Here is an 18,615-nt window from a genome sequence, read left to right on the forward strand (position 1 = left end):
TTGTCGCCGGCAAAGGCAGCCGCATCCGCTACATCGCCTGCCAGGAACTGGGCGAAAAAGCACAGGCCATGCACCTCTCCAGCACCGTCACTGCACGCGATGCGCAGGTGAAAAATTTCCAGGTCCAACTCGGCGCCGAGTTCAGCCGCAGCGAAAGTGTCAGCGATCTCCTTGGCGAAGGCTCACACAGCGACATGCTCAGCGTCGCCTTGCCCACGGGCGATCAAATCGTCGATCAACGCACGCTTCAAAATCACAAGGCCCCACATGCTACCAGCGATCTGCTCTACAAAAACGCCCTCTACGGCAAATCGCGCTCCATTTTCAGCGGCCTCATCACCGTCGATAAAGAAGCACACTTCACCGACGCCTACCAGACCTGCCGCAATCTCCTCAACAGCAACGAAGCCGAAGCCACCTCACTTCCAGGCCTCGAAATCAATGCCGATCAGGTCAAATGCAGTCACGGAGCCACCAGCGGCCCCATCAGCGACGAAGAACTCTTCTACCTCAAAGCCCGCGGCATCACCGACGGCGAAAGCCGCAAGCTCATCGTCGAAGGCTTCCTCGCCGACGCCCTCGCCAAACTCGGCAACGGCCCCATCGCCGACATGGTCGTCTCCCGCATCCACGAGAAGCTGATCCTGGCCGTCTGACGGAGCGCGAGTATGGCGAACGTGTCCGCCGTAGCCTTCATCCTTCGCAGTCTTGCTACGGAGAACGGATTGGCGAAGGTGGAAACCTGCTCCCCACTTCATCATCCGGCGTTCCCGCCATCTACACGCAGTCCACCAACTGGCCAAAAGGCTGCTTTTTGAAGCAGCGAAATGTCAGGAAAGTTAGGCGAGTAGAATACTCGCGCTCCGCCTCACGCCAGCGCTGGAATCACACCCACGGAGAGATCCACAGGACAATCTTTGAAGCTTGGCGTCAGCCGCGTCCACATCTGCTTCACCGCTTCGGCCAGCAATTGCACATCACCGCGAGCATCGTGTCGCTTCACGCCTTCGCTGGAAAGCCCCAAGCGGCTTAGCACCGCGTCCAGGCCATGGCCGCCTTTGCCGCCCCAGATTTTGCGTGAGAACGACCGCGAATCTAAGGCGCTCGTCTCCCGCACGGGAATGCCGTGGCGCATGCAGTTCTCGGCGATGAAGCGCATATCAAACCGCAGACCGTTGTGGGCAATCAGTGTCGCATTCTGACCCACGAAACGTGAGAACTGCATCAAAACGTCCACCGGCGACGGCGCGTCCGCCACTTGAGCCTGCGTGATCCCTGTCAGCTTCGTGATGAACGATGGGATGTGGTTTTCCGGCCGCACATAGCTGTCAAAATACTCGCCTGCATCCCATCGGCCATTTTGCACTTTCATTGCCGCGATCTGGATGATCTCATGCTGGGAGGGTAACAAGCCGGTGGTTTCGAGGTCGAAGATGATGAGGTTCATGAATGAGGCGGAACCCGCCATCGCGTCCCACCCCTTTGTTGCGTCCATCACCCGCCGAATGCAAGGCATTAAACATGCACGCGCGGCACCCGCGCATTGATGTTCGTCAGCACCTCATACGGAATCGTCCCCGCCCAGTCCGCGACATCTTGCGCCGTGATCGAGTCGCCGATGAGCGTCACCGCATCCCCATTGTAAGCCGTGCCCCACTCCAAGTTCACCATGAACTGATCCATGCACACACGGCCCACAATCGGATGCCGCTGCCCGCGAATGAGCACCTGGCCGCGATTCGACAGCGCCCGGAAATACCCATCGCCATAGCCCACCGGCACCGTGACGACGCGCACGGGATGATCACTGCTCCAAGTGCCGCCGTAGCTCACCGGATGGCCCGGCTGCACCACCTTGAAATACACCACCTGCGATTTCCAGCTCAGCGTCGGCCTCACCGCGACAGTTTGCTGCGTTTCACGCGATGGATACACGCCGTAGAGCATGATCCCCGGCCGCACGAGATCGAGATGGCTCTCAGGAAGCTGCAAAATGCCGCCGGAGTTCGCGATGTGCCTCTGCGGTGGTTTCAGGCCGCGTTGTGGATAAAACTTCAGCACTTCAAGAAAGCGCGCCAACTGCTCCCGCGCCGTGGAAAGGTCTTCCGCATCTGATCTGGCGAAGTGCGAGTAAATCCCGGCCACCTCGACGTTCGCGAAGCCCAAACTGGCCTCCAGCAGCTTTTCCGCGCTGTACCAATGCACGCCGATGCGCTCCATGCCCGTGTCGATCTTCAGGTGAACTCGCGCCTTCACCTTCGCCGCCGCCGCTGCGTCATCAATCTGCCGCAGTTTATCAACCGACGATGCCGTCATCATCAGATCATGCGCGATGAACTGCGGGATCTGCCGTGTGGCCACACCACCAAAGACCAGAATAGGCACCGCCACGCCCGCCTGCCGCAACACGACGGCTTCTTCGAGCAAGGCCACACCAAAGCATGTCGCGCCATGTTTCACGAGATGTTGCGCCACCTCCACGATGCCATGCCCATAAGCATTTGCTTTCACCACCGGCATCACTGCCGCATCACCGACATGCGCCCGGATCGCGTCAAAATTCTGCGCGATGTTGCCGAGATTGATTTCGACGTGGGTTGGTCGGATGGCGTCCATTCTCAAATATCATGGAGAGCCGACGAACCGTCGGCATTCGATTTTCTCTGGGTCAGTTCGACACGATGGCCTTCGGGATCATCCACCACGGCTCGCAAACCCCATTCTCCAATTTTGGGCACCGACACAATCCGGCCACCAGCTTTTGCCACGGATGTGCATGCCTCATCTACCGAATTCACACCGAATCCGATTCTTGTCGCCATGGTAGATTCATCGCCGGGTTTCCGTGGATAGCTCTCAAACACCACGCCGCCATCGACCTCCGCAGAGAGGTGCTCGGGACCGGTGCCGTGGCGATGCCTCACAAACCGAACGCCCAAGGCACCGTAAAACGCCGCCATCGCCTCAAGATGGCCGGATCGGATGACTATGAGTGTGAGGCGGATAGCGTCCATGGAGTGGCGACGACTCGTCGCCCAAAACATTCTATGCCGACGAATCGTCAGCGCTCCACATCAATCTAAGTGAGCACTCTATTTTCTGACACCTGGTTTCTCTCGCTGTACCATTCACTGTGGCAAGCAGCAGGTCTGGCTACTGCTGCAACTGCCGCAGCCATAGGCTAAGCTGCTGTAGGTTTGGCAGATCAAGCACGCGGTCCTCAAGCTGTTCGAGTTGTAGGTAGTCGAGGTGCTCGATCTGTGAGACGATGGTCTTCGATAGCTTGCCAAAGCGTTTCCGTAGGATGTGCAGCAAAGTGCACGCTTTGCCTTCCGCTTTGCCTTCCGCTTTGCCTTCCGCTTTGCCTTCCGCTTTGCCTTTCGCTTTACCCCTTGCTTCGCCGATGGCGATAAGTTCTTTGCCAGCGCGGGTTTTGGTGATGTCGAGTGAGGTGATCATGGCGGTGATTTCCTGGGTGGTTTTGTGTTTAAAGCGGCTGAAGAGCAGGCTGGAGTAGATTAGCCGCAATGTGTCACGCTGGGTAGCGGAAGTCTTCGGCAGCCGACCGAGACTCTCATACACTTTGGCAGCGGTGGCTTCAAGCACGGCATCACTTTTCTCAAACACGGGAGCCAGCAGTTTGGGCAGCGGGTGGTTCGAGTCGCGCTGGGCCAGGATGATCATTTCTTCGTCCAAATAAACTGCTCGCACCACGCTGGTCCACGGCGCGGGCCGTGTATCCAGGCGTCGATTGGCAAAGATGATGATTACCTCCACTTCGCGGTCAGGATAAAGCCGCTGCACAGCGATTCGCTGCTCGACGGCGCGGAGGTAGATGTCGGCGCTGGGGAAGAACTGGAACTCGATGATGCGCAGTGGCTTGCGTCGGTTCGTCGGGATCAGTAGGCCGTCGAGTCTGCGCTCCACTTTTTTGATGGTGATGGAGCGGAAGGTACCCGGCTCCGGGAACGGTTCGTTCATCAAATCGGCGATCCACTCCGGGTGGTCACGGAAGATTTCATAGAGGTGCGCGTCGGTTTCCATCCTGTTGAGTGCTGGCGTCAGATTTGCGACTGTCCTCTGCCAGCGCAAGCACTTTGCGCTACACTCGCCAGCGTGTGCCGCGTGAGCCTGGCCCCATGCTGCCCGACCGGATAGCAGTGGCATGGATGATAGAGCTGCAACCATGGAGCGGCGAGTAAGAGGCATGGCCGAGTTTATACCCAGCACGCTGCGCGATTGCCATGCTCAATTCACCCTCAGCCCAGGATCGCTTTCAACTTCGCTGACACATCAGCAAAGGCACCATCACTCAGCGCAGGTGTCGCTGCCGCTGCCATGGGCAGGCCTTCCTCCGGCAGGGTGATCCAGGAGCGGCAGCCGCCGTAGCTTTTGGCATACGGGAAGTGCCAGCGCTGCGGTAGCTTGTAAGCGCGCACGAGGGCCACATGCAGGCAGCTTTCATCGTCGTAAATGAAGCGCTCCTTCACCACGTCCTGGTTCCAGATGTGCAGTGGGGCCAGTGCGGCGACTTTTCCCCAATCGGTGACCTTCCACACCTGTTCCAGCGTGGCGCAGCCGTCGATATCGACGGTCTGGCGCTCCTCCTCCGGTGGGAAGTCGCGCTGCGTGTTCTCCGGCACCCAACTCAGCTTGTCGGCCTGAGTGTGGAACCAAGTTGGAAACAGGAAGAACTCGCGGTGCTTCCACTCAAAGCCACCACGTCCTTCGTGGATGCCACCTTTGCGCAAAATGATGCTGAGCTGGCCTTGCGCGAGAGCATCGCAAACGAAGGACCATTCTTTGAAGCCGGTGGGGGCGGTGAGTGAGGGCATGGTGGTTGAAGTCATGTAGGAATCGCGAGAGCAAGGGGTGGTGCAAATGACGAATGACCAAATCTGAATGACGAAGGAAGCTCGAAACGCTGAGACACCCCTCACCCCGGCCCTCTCCCCGAAGTGATCGGGAGATGACATGGATGCCATTGGCGGGGAGAGGGAGAGTGCTTTCGAGCTGCCGCAAAACGAATCCCCTCTCCCCGCCCAAGGTGATGATGCTGACCAGCGTCATTCGGGGAGAGGCTGGGTGAGGGGCCAGGTTTGTCAGATCACCACCTGCGGCTCCAATGCTCTCACTTGGTGCTTCGCGGTCTCCAAATTGGATGCGTCACCATTTTCCACCAGCCAGTGTGCGGCGATGAGGGCGGATCGTTGCAGGCCGAGCTGGCAGTGGATGAAGACGCGGCGTCCGGCGGCACGCTGTTCGCGGATGATGCTCAGCGCGGCCTGGATGTGCTCCGGTTTTAATGGGACGAGATCGAGCAGCGGCAGGTTGTGATAATGCGCGTGCTCACGGAAGGCCACGGGCGCGTTGGATTCAGCGGTGAGGTCGAGCACGGCCAGATCGCCCAACAACGATGTGGCCTCTTTGGCGGTGACTTTGCGGCCGAAGCAGAGGCCTGGAGTCACTTCATGCCAGCCGGGGCAGCGCTTGAGCCAGCGTCGTTGGATCAACTTGGTGCCGATGAGCACCGGCAGCAGGCACCACTCGGCGGAGGGCGAGAGGGTGCCGTTTTCTTTGCCCAACAGTCGCGACAGGCCCGTGGCATACGCCAGCGCCATGATCCCGCACGCCACGGCAGGCCACAGGAAGAAGATGGAGGCGAAACTGAGTGCTGTACAGGCAGCGAAGCCGAGTCCATAGCGCTGCGCGTATTGGCGTGAAGGATTGCGCGTGCCGAGTTGGCGTGGATCGGGGATGAAGGCCGCAATGGCCCAACCCATGACGAATCCGCCTGCGACATCGATGAGATGATGCTGCCAGACAAGGAGCGTGGAGAGGCCGATGAGGATGAACCACACTTTCACGGAGGTGCGCAGCCATCCGGTGAGATGCGCGCCGTAAAACACCCACACCAGCGATCGCAGGCTGATGTGCAGCGACGGCGCGAGGTTGTAGGGCAGGTCGTTGAAGTAGAGCGCGTGAAACAGCGGCGCGGTCCAGCCCACTGGCTCCGGCCTGGGCAATGCGAGCTTTAGCGGAAACAGCAGATAACACGCGCCACTGAGCACGGTGACGGCGATGAGGCGCTTCGTGAGCAGATTCAGCTCCAGCATGCTGCCGCAGAGAAAAAACGCGCCGCAGAAAAACAGATCGAGCGACCAATACGGTACCACCAGCTCCCTCACGAACGGGATGTGCCGCTCCCATTCGAACATCAGCGTCGGCACATCACCACGCGTGGCGGTGAAGTGATTGCAGCCGCTGTACACGAGCACAAACGTGGCTCCAGCGAGCGCGAGCCGCCAGATGGCAGGCCAGAGCAGTTTCGGCTCACGGTTCATGCGGGCTTGCGGGCGATGCTGACGGTGAAGATGCCGAAGTCGTCGATCCACTGCTTCTCTTTTTTGAAGCCCGCCTGCTCGACGAGCGCGTCCATCTCACCCTGCGGGCGGCGGCGCATCACCCAGAACTGCCCGTCGCGGTTCGTCAGCGTGCGGGCGATCATTTCCACCTGCGGATGCCACGGCTGGCCGGTGTAGATGAGATAGCCGCCTGGGTTCACGGCGCTGAACAATCCACGCAGCGAGCGCTGGAGCTTGTCGTTCTCTGGGAACAGCTCATAAAGGCCTGAGACGACGGCGATAGAGGGTTTTGGCTCTACACTGGCGAGTGAGGCTTCATCAAAGGCATCGCCGCGAAGATGCGTGATGCGCTCACTCAGGCCCAACTGCTGCGCGGACTCACGACCTCTCGCCAAGGCGGATTCACTCCAGTCGCGGCAGAGGATTTTCAAATCGGGCTCGTCGAGCACATCCAGCAAGTAGCGCCCGGCACCTCCGGCGATGTCCATGAGCTGCAAGGGCATGTTGGCTTCACGGATGTGCTTCAGGGCATAGCGCAGTGCTTGATTCATGCACGCACGACGCTGGCGGATGCCACGCCAGCCGATGGCGTTGAGGTAGAAGTAGTCGATGACTTTGCCGATGATCAGACTGCCGCGCGGCTTGTTGTCATAGACGTAGTCGAGTGATTCGCCGGAGTCGAAACCCGTCGCATGGCCGATGCGGATGCCCTGGCTGAGTTTTCCGGTCGTACCGAGAGCTGCACGTTGAACGATGTAGGAAAGTCCGCGCAGCGAGGGCGATGGCAGCGGCTTCTTCAAATCGGCATACTCCGCATTCGTGGCTGGATGCGTCAAATCGGTCTCCAAGCGTGGCGGCGTGAAGTTGGCGATGCAGCGCTCGGCGAAGCGTTTGATGGCGCCGCACACTTCATCGCGGCAAAGATCATGGAAGATGGCATGGCGTGCGCCTTTGAGCGTGAGATGCGTTTTTTGCTCGCAGCCATAGTTGGTGTAGAGCGCGTCGATGGCTTGCTTTTTGACGACTTTATCGGCTGCGGCGGAAAACAGCAGCAGCGGCCGGTCCATGACCTCCGCATCGCTGATCACGCGCTGCGCGGTGTCGAAGAGATCGACAAGGATTTTGGCCGAGATGTCCTTGGAGATGAGTTTGTCGGCATCATAGACCGCTGCGGCGCTCGCATCGCGTGTGAGCCAGCTTCCGCGGACGTAGCTCTTGATGGTGGCGTCGGATTTGAGCTTCTGCATCATGCGGATGCTCGTCAGTGCCCCTGGAACGATCAAATTGACCTCCAGCGCCGGTGTGGCGAGCACGAGGCCCGCGATGCGCGGCGCAAAGTCATGCACCCAAGTCGCCGCCACGACTCCGCCGACGCTGTGAGCGACCACGACGGTGCGCTCCGGCACTAAGCCGTGTGCTTTTTGCAGATGGCGGAAAAACGTGTCGAGATCGCGCACATACTCCATGAAACCTGCGGCATGACCACGGCGACCTGGCGACTGACCATGCCCGCGTGCTTCCCACGCATAGATCGCGGTATCTGGCATCGTGAGGCTGGGAATCACCGAGTCCCAGCGGTCCGCATGCTCATGACCACGATGCAGCAGCACGAGTGCTTTGGTGGCTCCCTGCACGTTCCATGCTTTGTAGTGCAGCGATAAATCGTCGTCGGTGGTGAATTGAAGCCGGGTGCTCATGAGGGTGTTTGATTCAAAGTGGCGGCGAGATGGCGGACGCGTCGATAGCCGGTGATGATGATGCCTGCATTGATGACGACCAGCGTCCAGTGCATCAGTGGCCAAGCAATGTGCAGCAACGCCAGTGTCATCATGCCCAAACAACCGAGTGTGGCAGCCGCCATGCGGTGCGGTTTGGCCATCGGTCCGCAGAAGTCGTGCTTGCGAGTCTGCGCGGCACCGAGCGCACGCACATAGGCCGTGAAAACCGATCCACAGGCCGCCGCCCAGCCCAGCGCGATGCCCCAGGTGGTGCCGACTGCGTAACCAAGTGGCACCAAGATCAACGCATCGGCGATGCGGTCCGGGATTTCATTGTAAAGCTCACCCGTGGCCGATTTCAGGCCACCTTCGACGGCGAGCAGCCCGTCCATCATGTTGCAGAACAAGCGCAGTTGAATGCCCGTCGCGGCGATGAACCAGAACACCCATGCGGGCTCAGTTTGAGCTGCCCAAAATGCCGAACCACCACCCACAGCAGCGCAGACGAGACTGAGCAGCGACACGGTGTTCGGACGCAACCCGAGCCTTAGCATGCCGCGCGAGAAAAACTGCGCCCAGGCCGTGCTGCGTGACTTTAAAGGACGTCGTGCTGTAGGGTCGTTGCTCATACACGAATCAAACAATAGTCGATAGCGGGCTGCAAGAGTGCGATTGAACAAAGCCGTTCGCGTCCTAGCGTGTTTCGTGTCAGCAGAAAACCGACATCCATGAAAGGCGCTACTATCCAGACGTGATGGTGACTCGTGACCAAACGGCTCGCAATTGTCTCTACCTCACGGCAGCCATACTCTGCGCCGAGGTTCTGAGCCGGAGTCCGTGGCTGAGGTGGATTGAAGGCTGTGCGTTGCCAAATCTAAGGATGGAGTCTATGCTCATCCATGATCGCGACTTTAGACTCACATGGACATCTTATTCTCCCACCAGAGGCTCGGTGCGCCGCCAATGCAGGTGCCAATCGGAACTACGATGTGATGGTTTCCAGCTCTGGAGTGATTTTGCTGCGCCCGCTGCGCAGGCCGCAGCGGACACTGACCCGGAGTTTTGCCGCTTTGCGTGGCCTGGAACTCACCCGCCGCCGTGACCCCATTCCCGAGCCTCCAGCGTTGTGAAATACCTGCTCGACACCAATATCATCTCCGAATTGATGCGGGAAGTCCCCGACCCGCGAGTGGTGGCTTGGGTCGATGCGCATGACGCGGAGGTCTGTCTTTGTTCGCTGGTACTTTCTGAGCTGGCATCCGGCCTGGAAAATATGGCGGATGGTAAGCGCAAGGCCGCGCTGGCGCGTGAGTTACGATTCGTGCAGGAGGACTACCGCGGACTCATCCTGCCATTTGACGAATCCGCAGCCTGGGAGTGGGCGCGGTACACGCGGGAGCTTAAAGACGCGGGTTATTCGCCACCATTGTTAGACAGCCAAATAGCAGCGACGGCGAGAGCCTGGAGCCTAAAATTGGTAACAAGAAATGAGGATGACTTTCCACTGATAGCGATTGTGAATCCTTTCAAGGCATGAAGCTGCCATGATGTGTCGTTCAATCACTGTATGCCGTCCCATAATCCCACCGGCGCTTGTTCGCCCATCAGCCGCCGCCAATTGCTCACGGCGGGCGGCTTGGGCATGTTTGGGCTGACGATGCCGCGATTTTTGCGCGGGGCGGAAGGGCAGGGGATTGAGAAGCTGGTGGCGCGGGCGAAGGCGGTGATTTTTTGCTTCCAATGGGGCGGGCCGAGCCATTTGGAGACGTTTGACATGAAGCCGAATGCTCCCGAGGGCATTCGCGGCTTTCACAAGCCGATCAAGTCGAGTGCGGATGGCATCTGGGTCTCCGAGCGGCTGCCGAAGACGGCGAAGGTGATGGACAAGGTCACACTGATCCGCTCGATGCATCACACGATGAAAAATCACAACAGCGCGGGCTATTACGCGCTGAGCGGGCATGCGCCGCCGAGTGATGATCAGCGGTTGAAGGACTCACCGGATTTGTTTCCGGCTTATTCGTCGGTAGTGGATGCGCTGGGGCCGTTGCAGGGCGAACTGCCGACGGCGGTGACGTATCCTTACATCGTGAGCGATGGTTCGGTGACGCCGGGACAGCGTGCGAGCTTCATCGGCAAGGAGCATGATCCGTTCATCGTGCTGCGTGATCCGAATGCGCCTGACTTTGCACTGCCCGAGTTGAGTCTGCCGAATGGTGTGAGTTTTGAACGTCTCAATGCGCGCCGTGAGCTGCAAAAGCTCGTCGATTCGCAGACGCGGCTGCTTGATTACTCCGCCGAGGCACGCGGCATCGAATCCTACTACGACAAGGCCTTGGCGATGCTGCACAGCGAGAAGCTGCGCGCGGCGTTCGATTTGACGAAGGAGCCGGACAAGGTGCGCGATGGCTATGGCCGCTCGCCGTATGGACAGAGTCTGCTGCTGGCACGGCGGCTGGTGGAGGCGGGGGTGAAGTTTGTGACGGTGAATTTCTCCCAAGGCATCGGCGGCCAAAGCACGAGCGAAGGCGGCTGGGACACGCATGGCTTTAATGACACGCGCATGTTCCCGATCATCGAGAAATATCATTTGCCGATCACCGAGCAGACGCTGCCGACGTTGTTGACCGATCTCGACGAACGCGGGCTGCTGGATGAAACGCTCGTCGTCTGGGTCGGCGAGTTTGGCCGCACGCCAAAGATCAACAAGAACGTCAGCCGCGATCACTGGCCGCAGTGCTACACCGCGCTGCTGGCAGGCGGCGGGGTGAAGCGTGGCTATGTGCATGGTGCCTCCGACAAGCATGGCGAGCATCCGGCCGAGAAAGCCGTGAAGCCGGATGATCTCGCCGCGACGATGTATCATCTGCTTGGCATCCGCCATGACACCGAGGTGCGTGATGTGGCGAACCGGCCGGTGCCGATCAGCTACGGCAACGTCATTCACGACATCATCGCATGAAGACGTTTCTCGCCGCATTGGTTTTGATGACAACGCCAGCGATGGCCGATTTGACCACGCATGCGATCTTCAAGCACTACATCGGCACCTGGACGCTGGAAGGCGTGATCAAGCACGAGCAGCAGAAAACGCCATGAACATCACCGACTGGGATCAGAGTTATCGCGACGGCTTCACGCCATGGGACAAGGGTCTGCCTTCACCACCGCTGGTGGAATGGTTGGCGCGCAACCAGCTGATGGGGCGGGTGCTGGTGCCTGGGTGCGGCGTGGGGCATGATGTGGCGCATCTGCTGTCATGCGGACTGGATGTCATCGGCCTCGACCTCGCGCCGACGGCGATTGCGCGGGCGCAGGAAACGTATCCGCAACATGCGGGGCGGTTTGTATGCGGTGATCTGTTTGCCTATGAAGGCAAATTCGATGCCGTCGTGGAGCACACCTGTCTGTGTGCGTTGCCGCCGGAGTTGCGCACGGCATATCGCGATGCGGTGGCGTCACTGCTGAAGCCGGGCGGACTGCTCGTCGGCGTGTTTTACCTCAACCCGGAGATGGATCCGGGCGAAACGGGGCCGCCATTCGGCATCTCGCAGGATGAACTCACGGCGCTCTTCGCCGAACGCTTTGAAGTGATCGAGAGTTATGTGCCAGCAGCGGCTTTTCCGGGTCGTGCAGGCCGTGAGTGCGTGCGGGTGCTGCGACTCACTTCTTGCTCTCGTCCGCTAGGGGCGGCGGCGGGTTCTGCATGCGGCGGGTGATGAATTCCTGCGGCACGAGCTGCCGCACCGCGCTGGCGATGATGGTTTCGATGCCGGAGGCGAAGCGTGTGGGGCAGTCGAAGTAGATCATGCCATCACCGCCTTCGAAGCCGCCTTCATCCCAGACGCGCTGGGAGGGGATGTAACAGGGTACGTCATTGGTGTAGCCGTTGACCCAGGTGCGCACGGAATCGAACTCCTTTTTGAAGCGCAGGCTGTAGTCCACCACGACCTCGCCGGGCAGGTTGATGGTGAGCAGATCATCATCGTAGTTCCACACCTGTATGGTGTAAGGCAGGGCGGGAGCGATTTTTTCGCCGCGTTCGAGCAGGGCGAGCTGTTTGGCCGCGTGATAGGCAACCGCTGGGTTTTTGTCGGCTGCTTTGGCTTTCCATTCCGCCATGGTGGGCAGTTTCTCGAAGGGGAGCATGACTTCCTTGTTCGCACAGTTGAGCGGGCCGCTGATGGCCTGCATGGGGCGGTTGATGAGGCGCACGATTTCCTTGGCGACACTGACTCCGTGCTCGATGGCGAAACGAATATCCCGCTGCGGCGATGGGGTTTGGTCGCCGCCGCAGCCGATGGCGATCAGGCAGACGGAACCTGGGAAGCGCAGTCCCATTTCCTCGTGGGCGAGTCCCGCCCAGTCGCCATGAATCTCGTTGATCTCCAATGTGGAGCACTGGCAGGCGTAGCTGGCGTGCGTGGCGATGAGTTTTTTGCCGTCGGCGCTCCTCACCCGCAGCACTGGGAGAGCGCGATCCACGGGGCCGCTGAAGTTTTGGGCATTCTGGATGCCTGCTGCGGTTTTGAGCCGGCGATTGAACGCGAAGAAGACTTTGCCGACGCTCCAATCGAGCTGTGCCGCTTCCATTTTTCCCAGTGCAGCGCCGATGAGCTTCACGATGCTGACGGTGAGTTCCTCGGTGTAGCGTTCCACCTGCTGCTGCTGGTCCGCAGGCAAGTCCGCAGCAAACTGATAGGGCAGCACCCCTTTGAGCATGGGGGCGCAGTGCGTGTGGCTGGAGTGCAGCGCGAAACGTTCGTCGGCGATGGTTTTGCCACCGGCAGCGAGGCGCTTGAGCACCTCGGCACGCACTGCCGCGGGCACGCCGAAGTTATCAACGGTGACGATGACCGCAGGCGCATCGTCTTGCCACTGCAAGGCCAGGGCGTTGGCATGCAGCCGCTGCGCCACCTTTTCATGCTCCGTCGTGCGGCTGCGGTAGCCGCTGAGACGCACCGGATAAGCAGGCGTGATGTCCACATCAGCCGCACCGGCCTGCCAGCCGACGGCTTGCTGTGCCATCAGCGGCGACAGCGCAGAGAAGAGGATCGGGAGGATTATCTTGTGCATTTGCCCGAGTATGGGCAAATGCGCCGAGGTCTGGCAAGACCAGAGTTGTCAGTATTTTACCCCGCTGGGCTAGGCGTTCGCATTCGCCCAGTCGATGGCGGCACGGCAAATCTCCCAGAAGCTGCCGGTTTCCATGCTGGCACCGCCAACGAGGGCACCGTCAATATCAGGCTGGCTGATGAGTTCGGCCATGTTGTTGGGCTTCACACTGCCACCGTATTGGATGCGGATTTTTACCGCCACATCGGCTCCGAACATGTCGCCGAGCACTTTGCGGCAGAAGGCGTGCGCTTCCTGGGCCTGCTGCGCGCTGGCAGTGCGGCCGGTGCCGATGGCCCAGACGGGCTCATAGGCGATCACGCTGTCGGTGATGCGACGCGGGCCGACTTCGGCCAGGGATTCGCGGAGCTGGCTTTCGAGCACCTGCTCAAGCTGGCCGCCATCGCGCTCGGCGAGCGTTTCGCCGATGCAAAGGATGGGATGCAGGCGCGCTTCGAGCGCGGCGAGGACTTTGGCATTCACGATGGCGCTGGTTTCGCCGAAAATGCTGCGGCGTTCGCTATGGCCGAGGATGACGTGCTTGCAGCCGCATTCCTTGATCATGCGGGCGCTGATCTCGCCGGTGAAAGCACCCGCGGTGTGCTGGCTCATGTTTTGCGCGGCGAGTTCGACGCTCTGCTCACGTGCCATCGTCAATGAATCCTGCGCCTTCGCTAAACTGACGAACGGCGGGGCGACGACGATCTGCACGGGGCATTTGTCCGGCACCAGACGGGCGAAGGCGCGAAGGAAATCATCCGTCTCCTGCGGTGTCATGTGCATTTTCCAGTTGGCGGCGATGATCGGTTTGCGGAAGTGAGCGAGGGGCATGGGGTGGGGGAGTTTGCGGTGGTTTGCGATAGTTTGCTGTTGTTTGCAGTGGTTTCTCAGAGGCTGGGGAAGGTTTGAAAACAATGGCAAACCATCGCCAACAACTGCCAACCACCGCAAACCTCATTTTTCCTTCAAGCAGGCGACGCCGGGCAGGACTTTGCCTTCGAGCAGTTCGAGGCTGGCGCCGCCGCCGGTGGAGATAAAGGTCATCTTGTCGCCGAGCTTGGCTTTCTTGACGGCTTTCACGCTGTCGCCGCCGCCGATGATGTTTTTCGCGCTGGAATTGGCCGCCATGGCTTCGGCGATGTCGAAGGTGCCTTTGGAGGCCTCTTTGATCTCGAACACGCCCATCGGGCCGTTCCAGATGACGGTCTTGGCTTTGGAAATTTCTTCGGCGAACAGCTTCACGGACTCAGGGCCGATATCGACACCTTCCCAGCCGTCCGGGATGCTTTCGCCAGCGCCGGTGAATTTGATGTTGCCGAACTTCTTCGCGTCGAAGTCGAAGGCGTCGGTGATCATCGCGTCCACCGGGATGAGGATCTTCACGCCGCGTTCCTTGGCTTTGTCGAGAGCGGCTTGTGCAATCGGCTCCCACTCGGGTTTGTAGAGGCTTTTGCCGATGGTGATGCCCTGGACGAGTTTGCGGAAGGTGTAGGCCATGCCGCCGCCGATGATGATCGTGTCGGCCTTTTCGAGCAGGCGGTTGATGACGCCGATCTTGTCGCTGACCTTTGCACCGCCGAGGATGACGACGAACGGACGCTCGGGATTTTCGAGTTCGTCGTGCAGCCAGGTCAATTCCTTCTCCATGAGGAGACCGGAGACGGCTGGAAGGTAGTCGGCGATGCCAGCGGTCGAGCTGTGAGCACGGTGCGCGGAACCGAACGCATCGTTGACGAAAACTTCAGCGAGATCGGCCATGCCCTTGGCGAGTGTGGCGTCGTTCTTTTCTTCACCAGCGTGGAATCGGGTGTTTTCGAGCAAGAGCACACCACCATTGGCCAACGCGAGGGCCTTGGCCTTCGCTTCTTCGCCGATGCAGTCGCTGGCGAAATCGACCGGCTGACCGATCAGCGCACTGAGCGCCGGTGCGACCGGTGCGAGGCTCTGTTTCGGGTCACGCTGGCCTTTCGGACGGCCCAAGTGGCTGGCGAGGATGATCTTGGCTCCCTTCTCGATCAGGAACTTGATAGTTGGCAGCGTCTCCTGAATGCGGGTGGCGTCGGTGATGACCATCTGGCCGTCTTTTTCGTCGAGCGGCACATTGAAATCGACGCGCACAAAGACGCGTTTTCCGGCGAGGTCGATGTCACGAATGGTCTGCTTGGGCATGGTGTTTTTTGGGGTAAAAGGGGCGCTATCCATCGCGGATTTCGCGGGATTGGCAAGGGCGCAATCTTCGTGCCTGAAAGGCACCGATTACTTGACGCTCAGGCACACCATCTGGCCCGCCGCATTGCGTGCGTAGATGTGGCCATTTGCCAGCACCGGAGCGCTCCAGCAGCGGCCCGTGAGCACCGGCGTGCGGGAAATCGGCTCAAACTTGGCCGGATTGGCCTTGGCGATGATGAGTTCGCCTTTTGCGGTCAAAACGATCAGTTTGCCATCCGCCGCCATGAGCGAGCAGAAGCCAGCGTCGGCCTCGCTCCACATCTCCGTGCCCGTGGCGAAGTCGATGCACTTGAGCGAGGCGGTTTTGCCTTCGTCACCGTCGCTGCCGTAAAGATGACCGTCGATGAGCACCGAAGAGTTAAATTGATTCTTCATCACCCGGCTGCGCCAGACTTCGGTGGGCGTGGCGGAGGCGAGATCGAGCAGGGCACAGCCTTTGTTGTAGCCGGAGGAGATGAAGAGCTTCGTGCCGCTGAGGATGGGATCGGCGGCGTTGACACCGTAGCTGGTGGACCAGGTGTGTTCCCACAACATCGTGCCATTCGTGGGATCGACGCCTTTGTAGGCACGTCCCGAACTCAGAACGACCTGCGCTTTACCATTCACCGTGATCGGATAAGGCGTGCAGTAACCCGCGTTGGCCGTGTCCGATTTCCAAACCAGCTTGCCGGTGGCCTTTTCGACCGCCGTGCCGGCCTTGCCGACGTTCAGGATGAGCAGCTTGCCCGAAACGAGCGGCGAACCCGCGAAACCCCAGTCAGGAATGTCCGCGCCGGTCTCCTTCTGGATGTTCTTCTGCCACACGACCTTCCCTGTTGCTGCATCAAAGCAAAACAGATCGCCCCAGCGGCTCAAATGATACGCCTTGCCGCCTTCAATCGTCGGTGTGGCCGAGGTGCCGCCTTCGTAATACTTGTCGCCGAGATCAGCGGCGTAATCGTGCTTCCAGATCTGCTTGCCGGTCGCTGCGTCGAGGCAAAACACTGTGTCTTTGCCGTCCGCATGCCCCGTCGTGTAAACGCGGCCATCGGCCACGGTGAAGGAAGAAAAACCGATGCCCGGGTTCGCATACCACAGCTTCTTCACGTTGGTCCCCTCCAGTTTCTCGCTCGAAATGCCGTCGTGATTGGGGCCGCGCCAGTTCGGCCAGTCAGCGGCTTGAGCGATGGTAGCGAAGGTGAGAAGAAGGAGTGTGGTTTTCATGAGGATGCGGAGATGAGTTTCAATAAAACGGACGGCAGCGGCAGCTCGAAGCTCATTTTTTCATCAGTCGCAGGATGGATGAAGCGCAGTTCGCTGGCGTGGAGGGCGAGGCGGCGGGCGGGGTCGGTTTTGGCTCGCCGTAGGCGGCGTCGCCGCAGATGGTGTGAGAGATTCAGAGGCTGCCTTCCTGTATCTTCAATAACTCGGCCACAAAGTGCCTAAACTGGACCATCTCAGTAGCGGACACTTCTTCAAAAGGATGATCTCGTGGCGCAATGGCTCCGCCTGGAGCATGTGCCCAGGGATACTCCGCGTTGACATGGTCACTCATCGCCGGAGCAAGGTTTTCGATATATTCCGCCACCCGAGCATGCTTGCGAAGCATGGAACTGAATGGCTGATGCTGCATCAATGTCATTAAGTTAAGAAGGAGTTCCCGCAGATTGGGATCTGGAAAAAATCTGCGGGTTATCTGAATCTGCGGGAACACATCATGAGAAGTGCCTTAACTTAATGACATTGAATGGTTCCCCATCTTTTACCCCCAATCTTTTACCAGCCAAGTTAGTCAGGAGTCTGCCCCTCAAATAGGCCGACTTGACACACGGGGCCGTGTCTCAAGCATCATTTGCGGCCATTTCCGCCACGGAAGTGACCTCCCAACGAGATTTTTTGTCATTTCCACCGTGGAAATGTCTTCCGAACTCGTTCCCCGCTGACTTCTGCCACGGAAATGGCTTTACAACGACTTACCCGGTTGTTTTCGTCGCAGAAATGCTCATCCAACTGGTTTCCCGGTCATTTCCATGGCGGAAATGGCTTTCTAACGAGTGGGTTGCTCATTTCTGTGGCGGAAATGGCTTCCGAAGACGTTCCCCGCTCACTTCCACGGCGGAAATGACTTTCCAGCCGATTTGCCGGGCTGTGGGATGGCGGAAGTTGGCGGCTGAGGATTCCACGTGTCACGCCTGCGCGCATGACTATCCGGCAAGTCGATTGCGCCACATTAGCCAAGGCTGATTAAACCACAGAGGCACGATGGACACAGAGGAAAGCCAATGAATTTCAGACCTCTGTGTCCATCGTGTCTCTGTGGTTCACTCTTAATCTGTGGAATAATCACGCCTGCACATAAGCAACGTCTATTGCTTATTTAATGGACTTTGACGCATGATTTCAGTAAAAAGGCGCGGAAATTCATTTTAATCCTGCATCCTCCACTTCATGGCGCGGTTCGGTTTTGCCTTCTTTGACTCCGGTGTGCGCTTTGATTCCGTGGATGCTCAACCGAATAGCTCTATGCGAGACCTGACTACGTTTTTAAAGAACCCGTTTGATGATCCCAAAATCAGCACCGTCCGGCTGATTGTGTTCACCACGGATCATCTCCAGCGCTTGAGCGCCAACAACGTCAGCGGGGAGCTGACCGCGCGCATCACGGCCACCACCAGCGCTTTTGGCCTAGTGGAGGACTGCTGCACGGATGATCAAGCCCGCCTTGGCATCCGCAAGGCACGCAAGCAGGCGAAGGATGACTTCCGCGAGAAGACCATCCCGCCCGCCGTGGAGCGCATCGAGGCGGGGCTCATCGCCGCATATTCCAGCGCCTCCACCGTGCTGATCGAGGCCCTGCCACACGGCCGGACCATCTTCAGCACCTGCCGGGACGACGAGGTGGAACGGCATCTCCAGACCCTGCTGACCGTTGTCACAGCGCACGCGGCTGATTTGGTGCCCGCCATCGTCACGCTGGCCACCACGCTGAAACACGACTGGGTGGCCATCCACACCGCCAGTGAAAGCTCCAGCGGTGCCAAGACGACCACGGAGGAAGGCAAGCGCCTAGCGCGTGAGAACCTCCAGCTCATGCTCTTCCTCAATCTCCTGAAACTCAGCGAGATGTTCGCCCGCCAGCCCGAGAAGCTCTCCCTCTACATGCAGCAGCACCTCCTCGAAATCCCCGGCTCCGGTGACGACGAAGAAGC

General features: G+C 59.4%; 19 protein-coding genes. 6 read left to right on the forward strand and 13 right to left on the reverse strand.

The window, feature by feature from the left end:
- The coding region (locus ACKVY0_RS01745) for a SufB/SufD family protein (protein WP_409213061.1) at positions 1 to 656 on the forward strand (656 nt) is incomplete at its 5' end.
- A gap of 212 nt (positions 657 to 868) precedes the next feature.
- On the opposite strand, the gene ACKVY0_RS01750 is transcribed toward ACKVY0_RS01745, so the two are convergent.
- The 8 genes from ACKVY0_RS01750 to ACKVY0_RS01785 form a co-directional block, all read right to left on the reverse strand.
- On the reverse strand, positions 869 to 1,447 hold the full coding sequence (locus ACKVY0_RS01750) for a PolC-type DNA polymerase III (protein WP_409213062.1): 579 nt from the start codon (positions 1,445 to 1,447) through the stop codon (positions 869 to 871).
- A gap of 68 nt (positions 1,448 to 1,515) precedes the next feature.
- Positions 1,516 to 2,616 carry an alanine racemase gene (gene alr / locus ACKVY0_RS01755; protein ID WP_409213063.1) on the reverse strand — a complete coding sequence of 367 codons (1,101 nt, stop codon included), beginning with the start codon at positions 2,614 to 2,616 and terminating at the stop codon, positions 1,516 to 1,518.
- A 2-nt stretch (positions 2,617 to 2,618) separates the two neighbouring features.
- Positions 2,619 to 3,014: a VOC family protein gene (locus tag ACKVY0_RS01760; RefSeq protein WP_409213064.1), complete on the reverse strand. Its 396-nt coding sequence runs from the start codon at positions 3,012 to 3,014 to the stop codon at positions 2,619 to 2,621.
- A gap of 139 nt (positions 3,015 to 3,153) precedes the next feature.
- Positions 3,154 to 4,044 (reverse strand): DUF2887 domain-containing protein, encoded by an 891-nt coding sequence (locus ACKVY0_RS01765; protein WP_409213065.1) that lies wholly within the window; start codon positions 4,042 to 4,044, stop codon positions 3,154 to 3,156.
- A gap of 215 nt (positions 4,045 to 4,259) precedes the next feature.
- Positions 4,260 to 4,835, reverse strand: a complete 576-nt coding sequence (locus tag ACKVY0_RS01770; RefSeq protein WP_409213066.1) for a DUF1802 family protein — start codon at positions 4,833 to 4,835, stop codon at positions 4,260 to 4,262.
- Between the two features lie 267 nt (positions 4,836 to 5,102).
- A complete protein-coding gene (locus ACKVY0_RS01775) occupies positions 5,103 to 6,344 on the reverse strand; it encodes a phosphatase PAP2/dual specificity phosphatase family protein (RefSeq protein ID WP_409213067.1) in 1,242 nt (413 codons plus the stop codon).
- Positions 6,341 to 8,062, reverse strand: coding sequence for a bifunctional alpha/beta hydrolase/class I SAM-dependent methyltransferase (locus ACKVY0_RS01780; RefSeq protein WP_409213068.1), 1,722 nt, complete (start codon positions 8,060 to 8,062; stop codon positions 6,341 to 6,343). Before ACKVY0_RS01780 ends, ACKVY0_RS01775 begins: the two co-directional genes overlap by 4 nt.
- Positions 8,059 to 8,712, reverse strand: coding sequence for a CDP-alcohol phosphatidyltransferase family protein (locus ACKVY0_RS01785; RefSeq protein WP_409213069.1), 654 nt, complete (start codon positions 8,710 to 8,712; stop codon positions 8,059 to 8,061). Before ACKVY0_RS01785 ends, ACKVY0_RS01780 begins: the two co-directional genes overlap by 4 nt.
- Positions 8,713 to 9,209: 497 nt before the next feature.
- Between ACKVY0_RS01785 and ACKVY0_RS01790 the strand changes: the two genes are divergently transcribed.
- From ACKVY0_RS01790 to ACKVY0_RS01805, 4 genes are read left to right on the forward strand one after another with little or no spacing between them, the layout of a single operon-like run.
- Positions 9,210 to 9,620, forward strand: a complete 411-nt coding sequence (locus tag ACKVY0_RS01790; RefSeq protein ID WP_409213070.1) for a PIN domain-containing protein — start codon at positions 9,210 to 9,212, stop codon at positions 9,618 to 9,620.
- Positions 9,621 to 9,650: 30 nt separating this feature from the next.
- Positions 9,651 to 11,045 carry a DUF1501 domain-containing protein gene (locus ACKVY0_RS01795; protein ID WP_409213071.1) on the forward strand — a complete coding sequence of 465 codons (1,395 nt, stop codon included), beginning with the start codon at positions 9,651 to 9,653 and terminating at the stop codon, positions 11,043 to 11,045.
- On the forward strand, positions 11,042 to 11,182 hold the full coding sequence (locus ACKVY0_RS01800) for a hypothetical protein (protein WP_409213072.1): 141 nt from the start codon (positions 11,042 to 11,044) through the stop codon (positions 11,180 to 11,182). The genes ACKVY0_RS01795 and ACKVY0_RS01800 overlap by 4 nt, the downstream gene beginning before the upstream one ends.
- Positions 11,179 to 11,802 (forward strand): methyltransferase domain-containing protein, encoded by a 624-nt coding sequence (locus ACKVY0_RS01805; protein WP_409213073.1) that lies wholly within the window; start codon positions 11,179 to 11,181, stop codon positions 11,800 to 11,802. Before ACKVY0_RS01800 ends, ACKVY0_RS01805 begins: the two co-directional genes overlap by 4 nt.
- On the opposite strand, the gene ACKVY0_RS01810 is transcribed toward ACKVY0_RS01805, so the two are convergent.
- From ACKVY0_RS01810 to ACKVY0_RS01830, 5 genes are all read right to left on the reverse strand, one after another.
- On the reverse strand, positions 11,747 to 13,159 hold the full coding sequence (locus ACKVY0_RS01810) for a neutral/alkaline non-lysosomal ceramidase N-terminal domain-containing protein (RefSeq protein ID WP_409213074.1): 1,413 nt from the start codon (positions 13,157 to 13,159) through the stop codon (positions 11,747 to 11,749). The two genes, ACKVY0_RS01805 and ACKVY0_RS01810, sit on opposite strands and share 56 nt — an antisense overlap.
- Positions 13,160 to 13,228: 69 nt before the next feature.
- Positions 13,229 to 14,029, reverse strand: coding sequence for a triose-phosphate isomerase (gene tpiA / locus ACKVY0_RS01815; RefSeq protein WP_409213075.1), 801 nt, complete (start codon positions 14,027 to 14,029; stop codon positions 13,229 to 13,231).
- A 123-nt stretch (positions 14,030 to 14,152) separates the two neighbouring features.
- Positions 14,153 to 15,367 carry a phosphoglycerate kinase gene (locus ACKVY0_RS01820; protein WP_409213076.1) on the reverse strand — a complete coding sequence of 405 codons (1,215 nt, stop codon included), beginning with the start codon at positions 15,365 to 15,367 and terminating at the stop codon, positions 14,153 to 14,155.
- 87 nt (positions 15,368 to 15,454) lie between these two features.
- Complete coding sequence (locus ACKVY0_RS01825; RefSeq protein WP_409213077.1) at positions 15,455 to 16,630, reverse strand: PQQ-binding-like beta-propeller repeat protein; 1,176 nt, start codon at positions 16,628 to 16,630, stop codon at positions 15,455 to 15,457.
- Between the two features lie 172 nt (positions 16,631 to 16,802).
- Positions 16,803 to 17,015, reverse strand: a complete 213-nt coding sequence (locus ACKVY0_RS01830; protein WP_409213078.1) for a hypothetical protein — start codon at positions 17,013 to 17,015, stop codon at positions 16,803 to 16,805.
- 914 nt (positions 17,016 to 17,929) lie between these two features.
- Here ACKVY0_RS01830 and ACKVY0_RS01835 point away from each other — a divergent pair.
- The coding region (locus ACKVY0_RS01835) for a hypothetical protein (protein WP_409213079.1) at positions 17,930 to 18,615 on the forward strand (686 nt) is incomplete at its 3' end.

The organism is Prosthecobacter sp., assembly GCF_046154365.1.
In the GTDB taxonomy this organism is placed as follows: Bacteria; Verrucomicrobiota; Verrucomicrobiia; order Verrucomicrobiales; family Verrucomicrobiaceae; genus Prosthecobacter.

Coding starts and splice junctions, on each gene's coding strand:
- ACKVY0_RS01750 (WP_409213062.1), bottom strand. CDS start 1,447: ATGAACCTCATCATCTTCGACCTCGAAACCACCGGCTTGTTACCCTCC.
- alr (WP_409213063.1), bottom strand. CDS start 2,616: ATGGACGCCATCCGACCAACCCACGTCGAAATCAATCTCGGCAACATC.
- ACKVY0_RS01760 (WP_409213064.1), bottom strand. CDS start 3,014: ATGGACGCTATCCGCCTCACACTCATAGTCATCCGATCCGGCCATCTT.
- ACKVY0_RS01765 (WP_409213065.1), bottom strand. CDS start 4,044: ATGGAAACCGACGCGCACCTCTATGAAATCTTCCGTGACCACCCGGAG.
- ACKVY0_RS01770 (WP_409213066.1), bottom strand. CDS start 4,835: ATGCCCTCACTCACCGCCCCCACCGGCTTCAAAGAATGGTCCTTCGTT.
- ACKVY0_RS01775 (WP_409213067.1), bottom strand. CDS start 6,344: ATGAACCGTGAGCCGAAACTGCTCTGGCCTGCCATCTGGCGGCTCGCG.
- ACKVY0_RS01780 (WP_409213068.1), bottom strand. CDS start 8,062: ATGAGCACCCGGCTTCAATTCACCACCGACGACGATTTATCGCTGCAC.
- ACKVY0_RS01785 (WP_409213069.1), bottom strand. CDS start 8,712: ATGAGCAACGACCCTACAGCACGACGTCCTTTAAAGTCACGCAGCACG.
- ACKVY0_RS01795 (WP_409213071.1), top strand. CDS start 9,651: ATGCCGTCCCATAATCCCACCGGCGCTTGTTCGCCCATCAGCCGCCGC.
- ACKVY0_RS01800 (WP_409213072.1), top strand. CDS start 11,042: ATGAAGACGTTTCTCGCCGCATTGGTTTTGATGACAACGCCAGCGATG.
- ACKVY0_RS01805 (WP_409213073.1), top strand. CDS start 11,179: ATGAACATCACCGACTGGGATCAGAGTTATCGCGACGGCTTCACGCCA.
- ACKVY0_RS01810 (WP_409213074.1), bottom strand. CDS start 13,159: ATGCACAAGATAATCCTCCCGATCCTCTTCTCTGCGCTGTCGCCGCTG.
- tpiA (WP_409213075.1), bottom strand. CDS start 14,029: ATGCCCCTCGCTCACTTCCGCAAACCGATCATCGCCGCCAACTGGAAA.
- ACKVY0_RS01820 (WP_409213076.1), bottom strand. CDS start 15,367: ATGCCCAAGCAGACCATTCGTGACATCGACCTCGCCGGAAAACGCGTC.
- ACKVY0_RS01825 (WP_409213077.1), bottom strand. CDS start 16,630: ATGAAAACCACACTCCTTCTTCTCACCTTCGCTACCATCGCTCAAGCC.
- ACKVY0_RS01830 (WP_409213078.1), bottom strand. CDS start 17,015: ATGCTTCGCAAGCATGCTCGGGTGGCGGAATATATCGAAAACCTTGCT.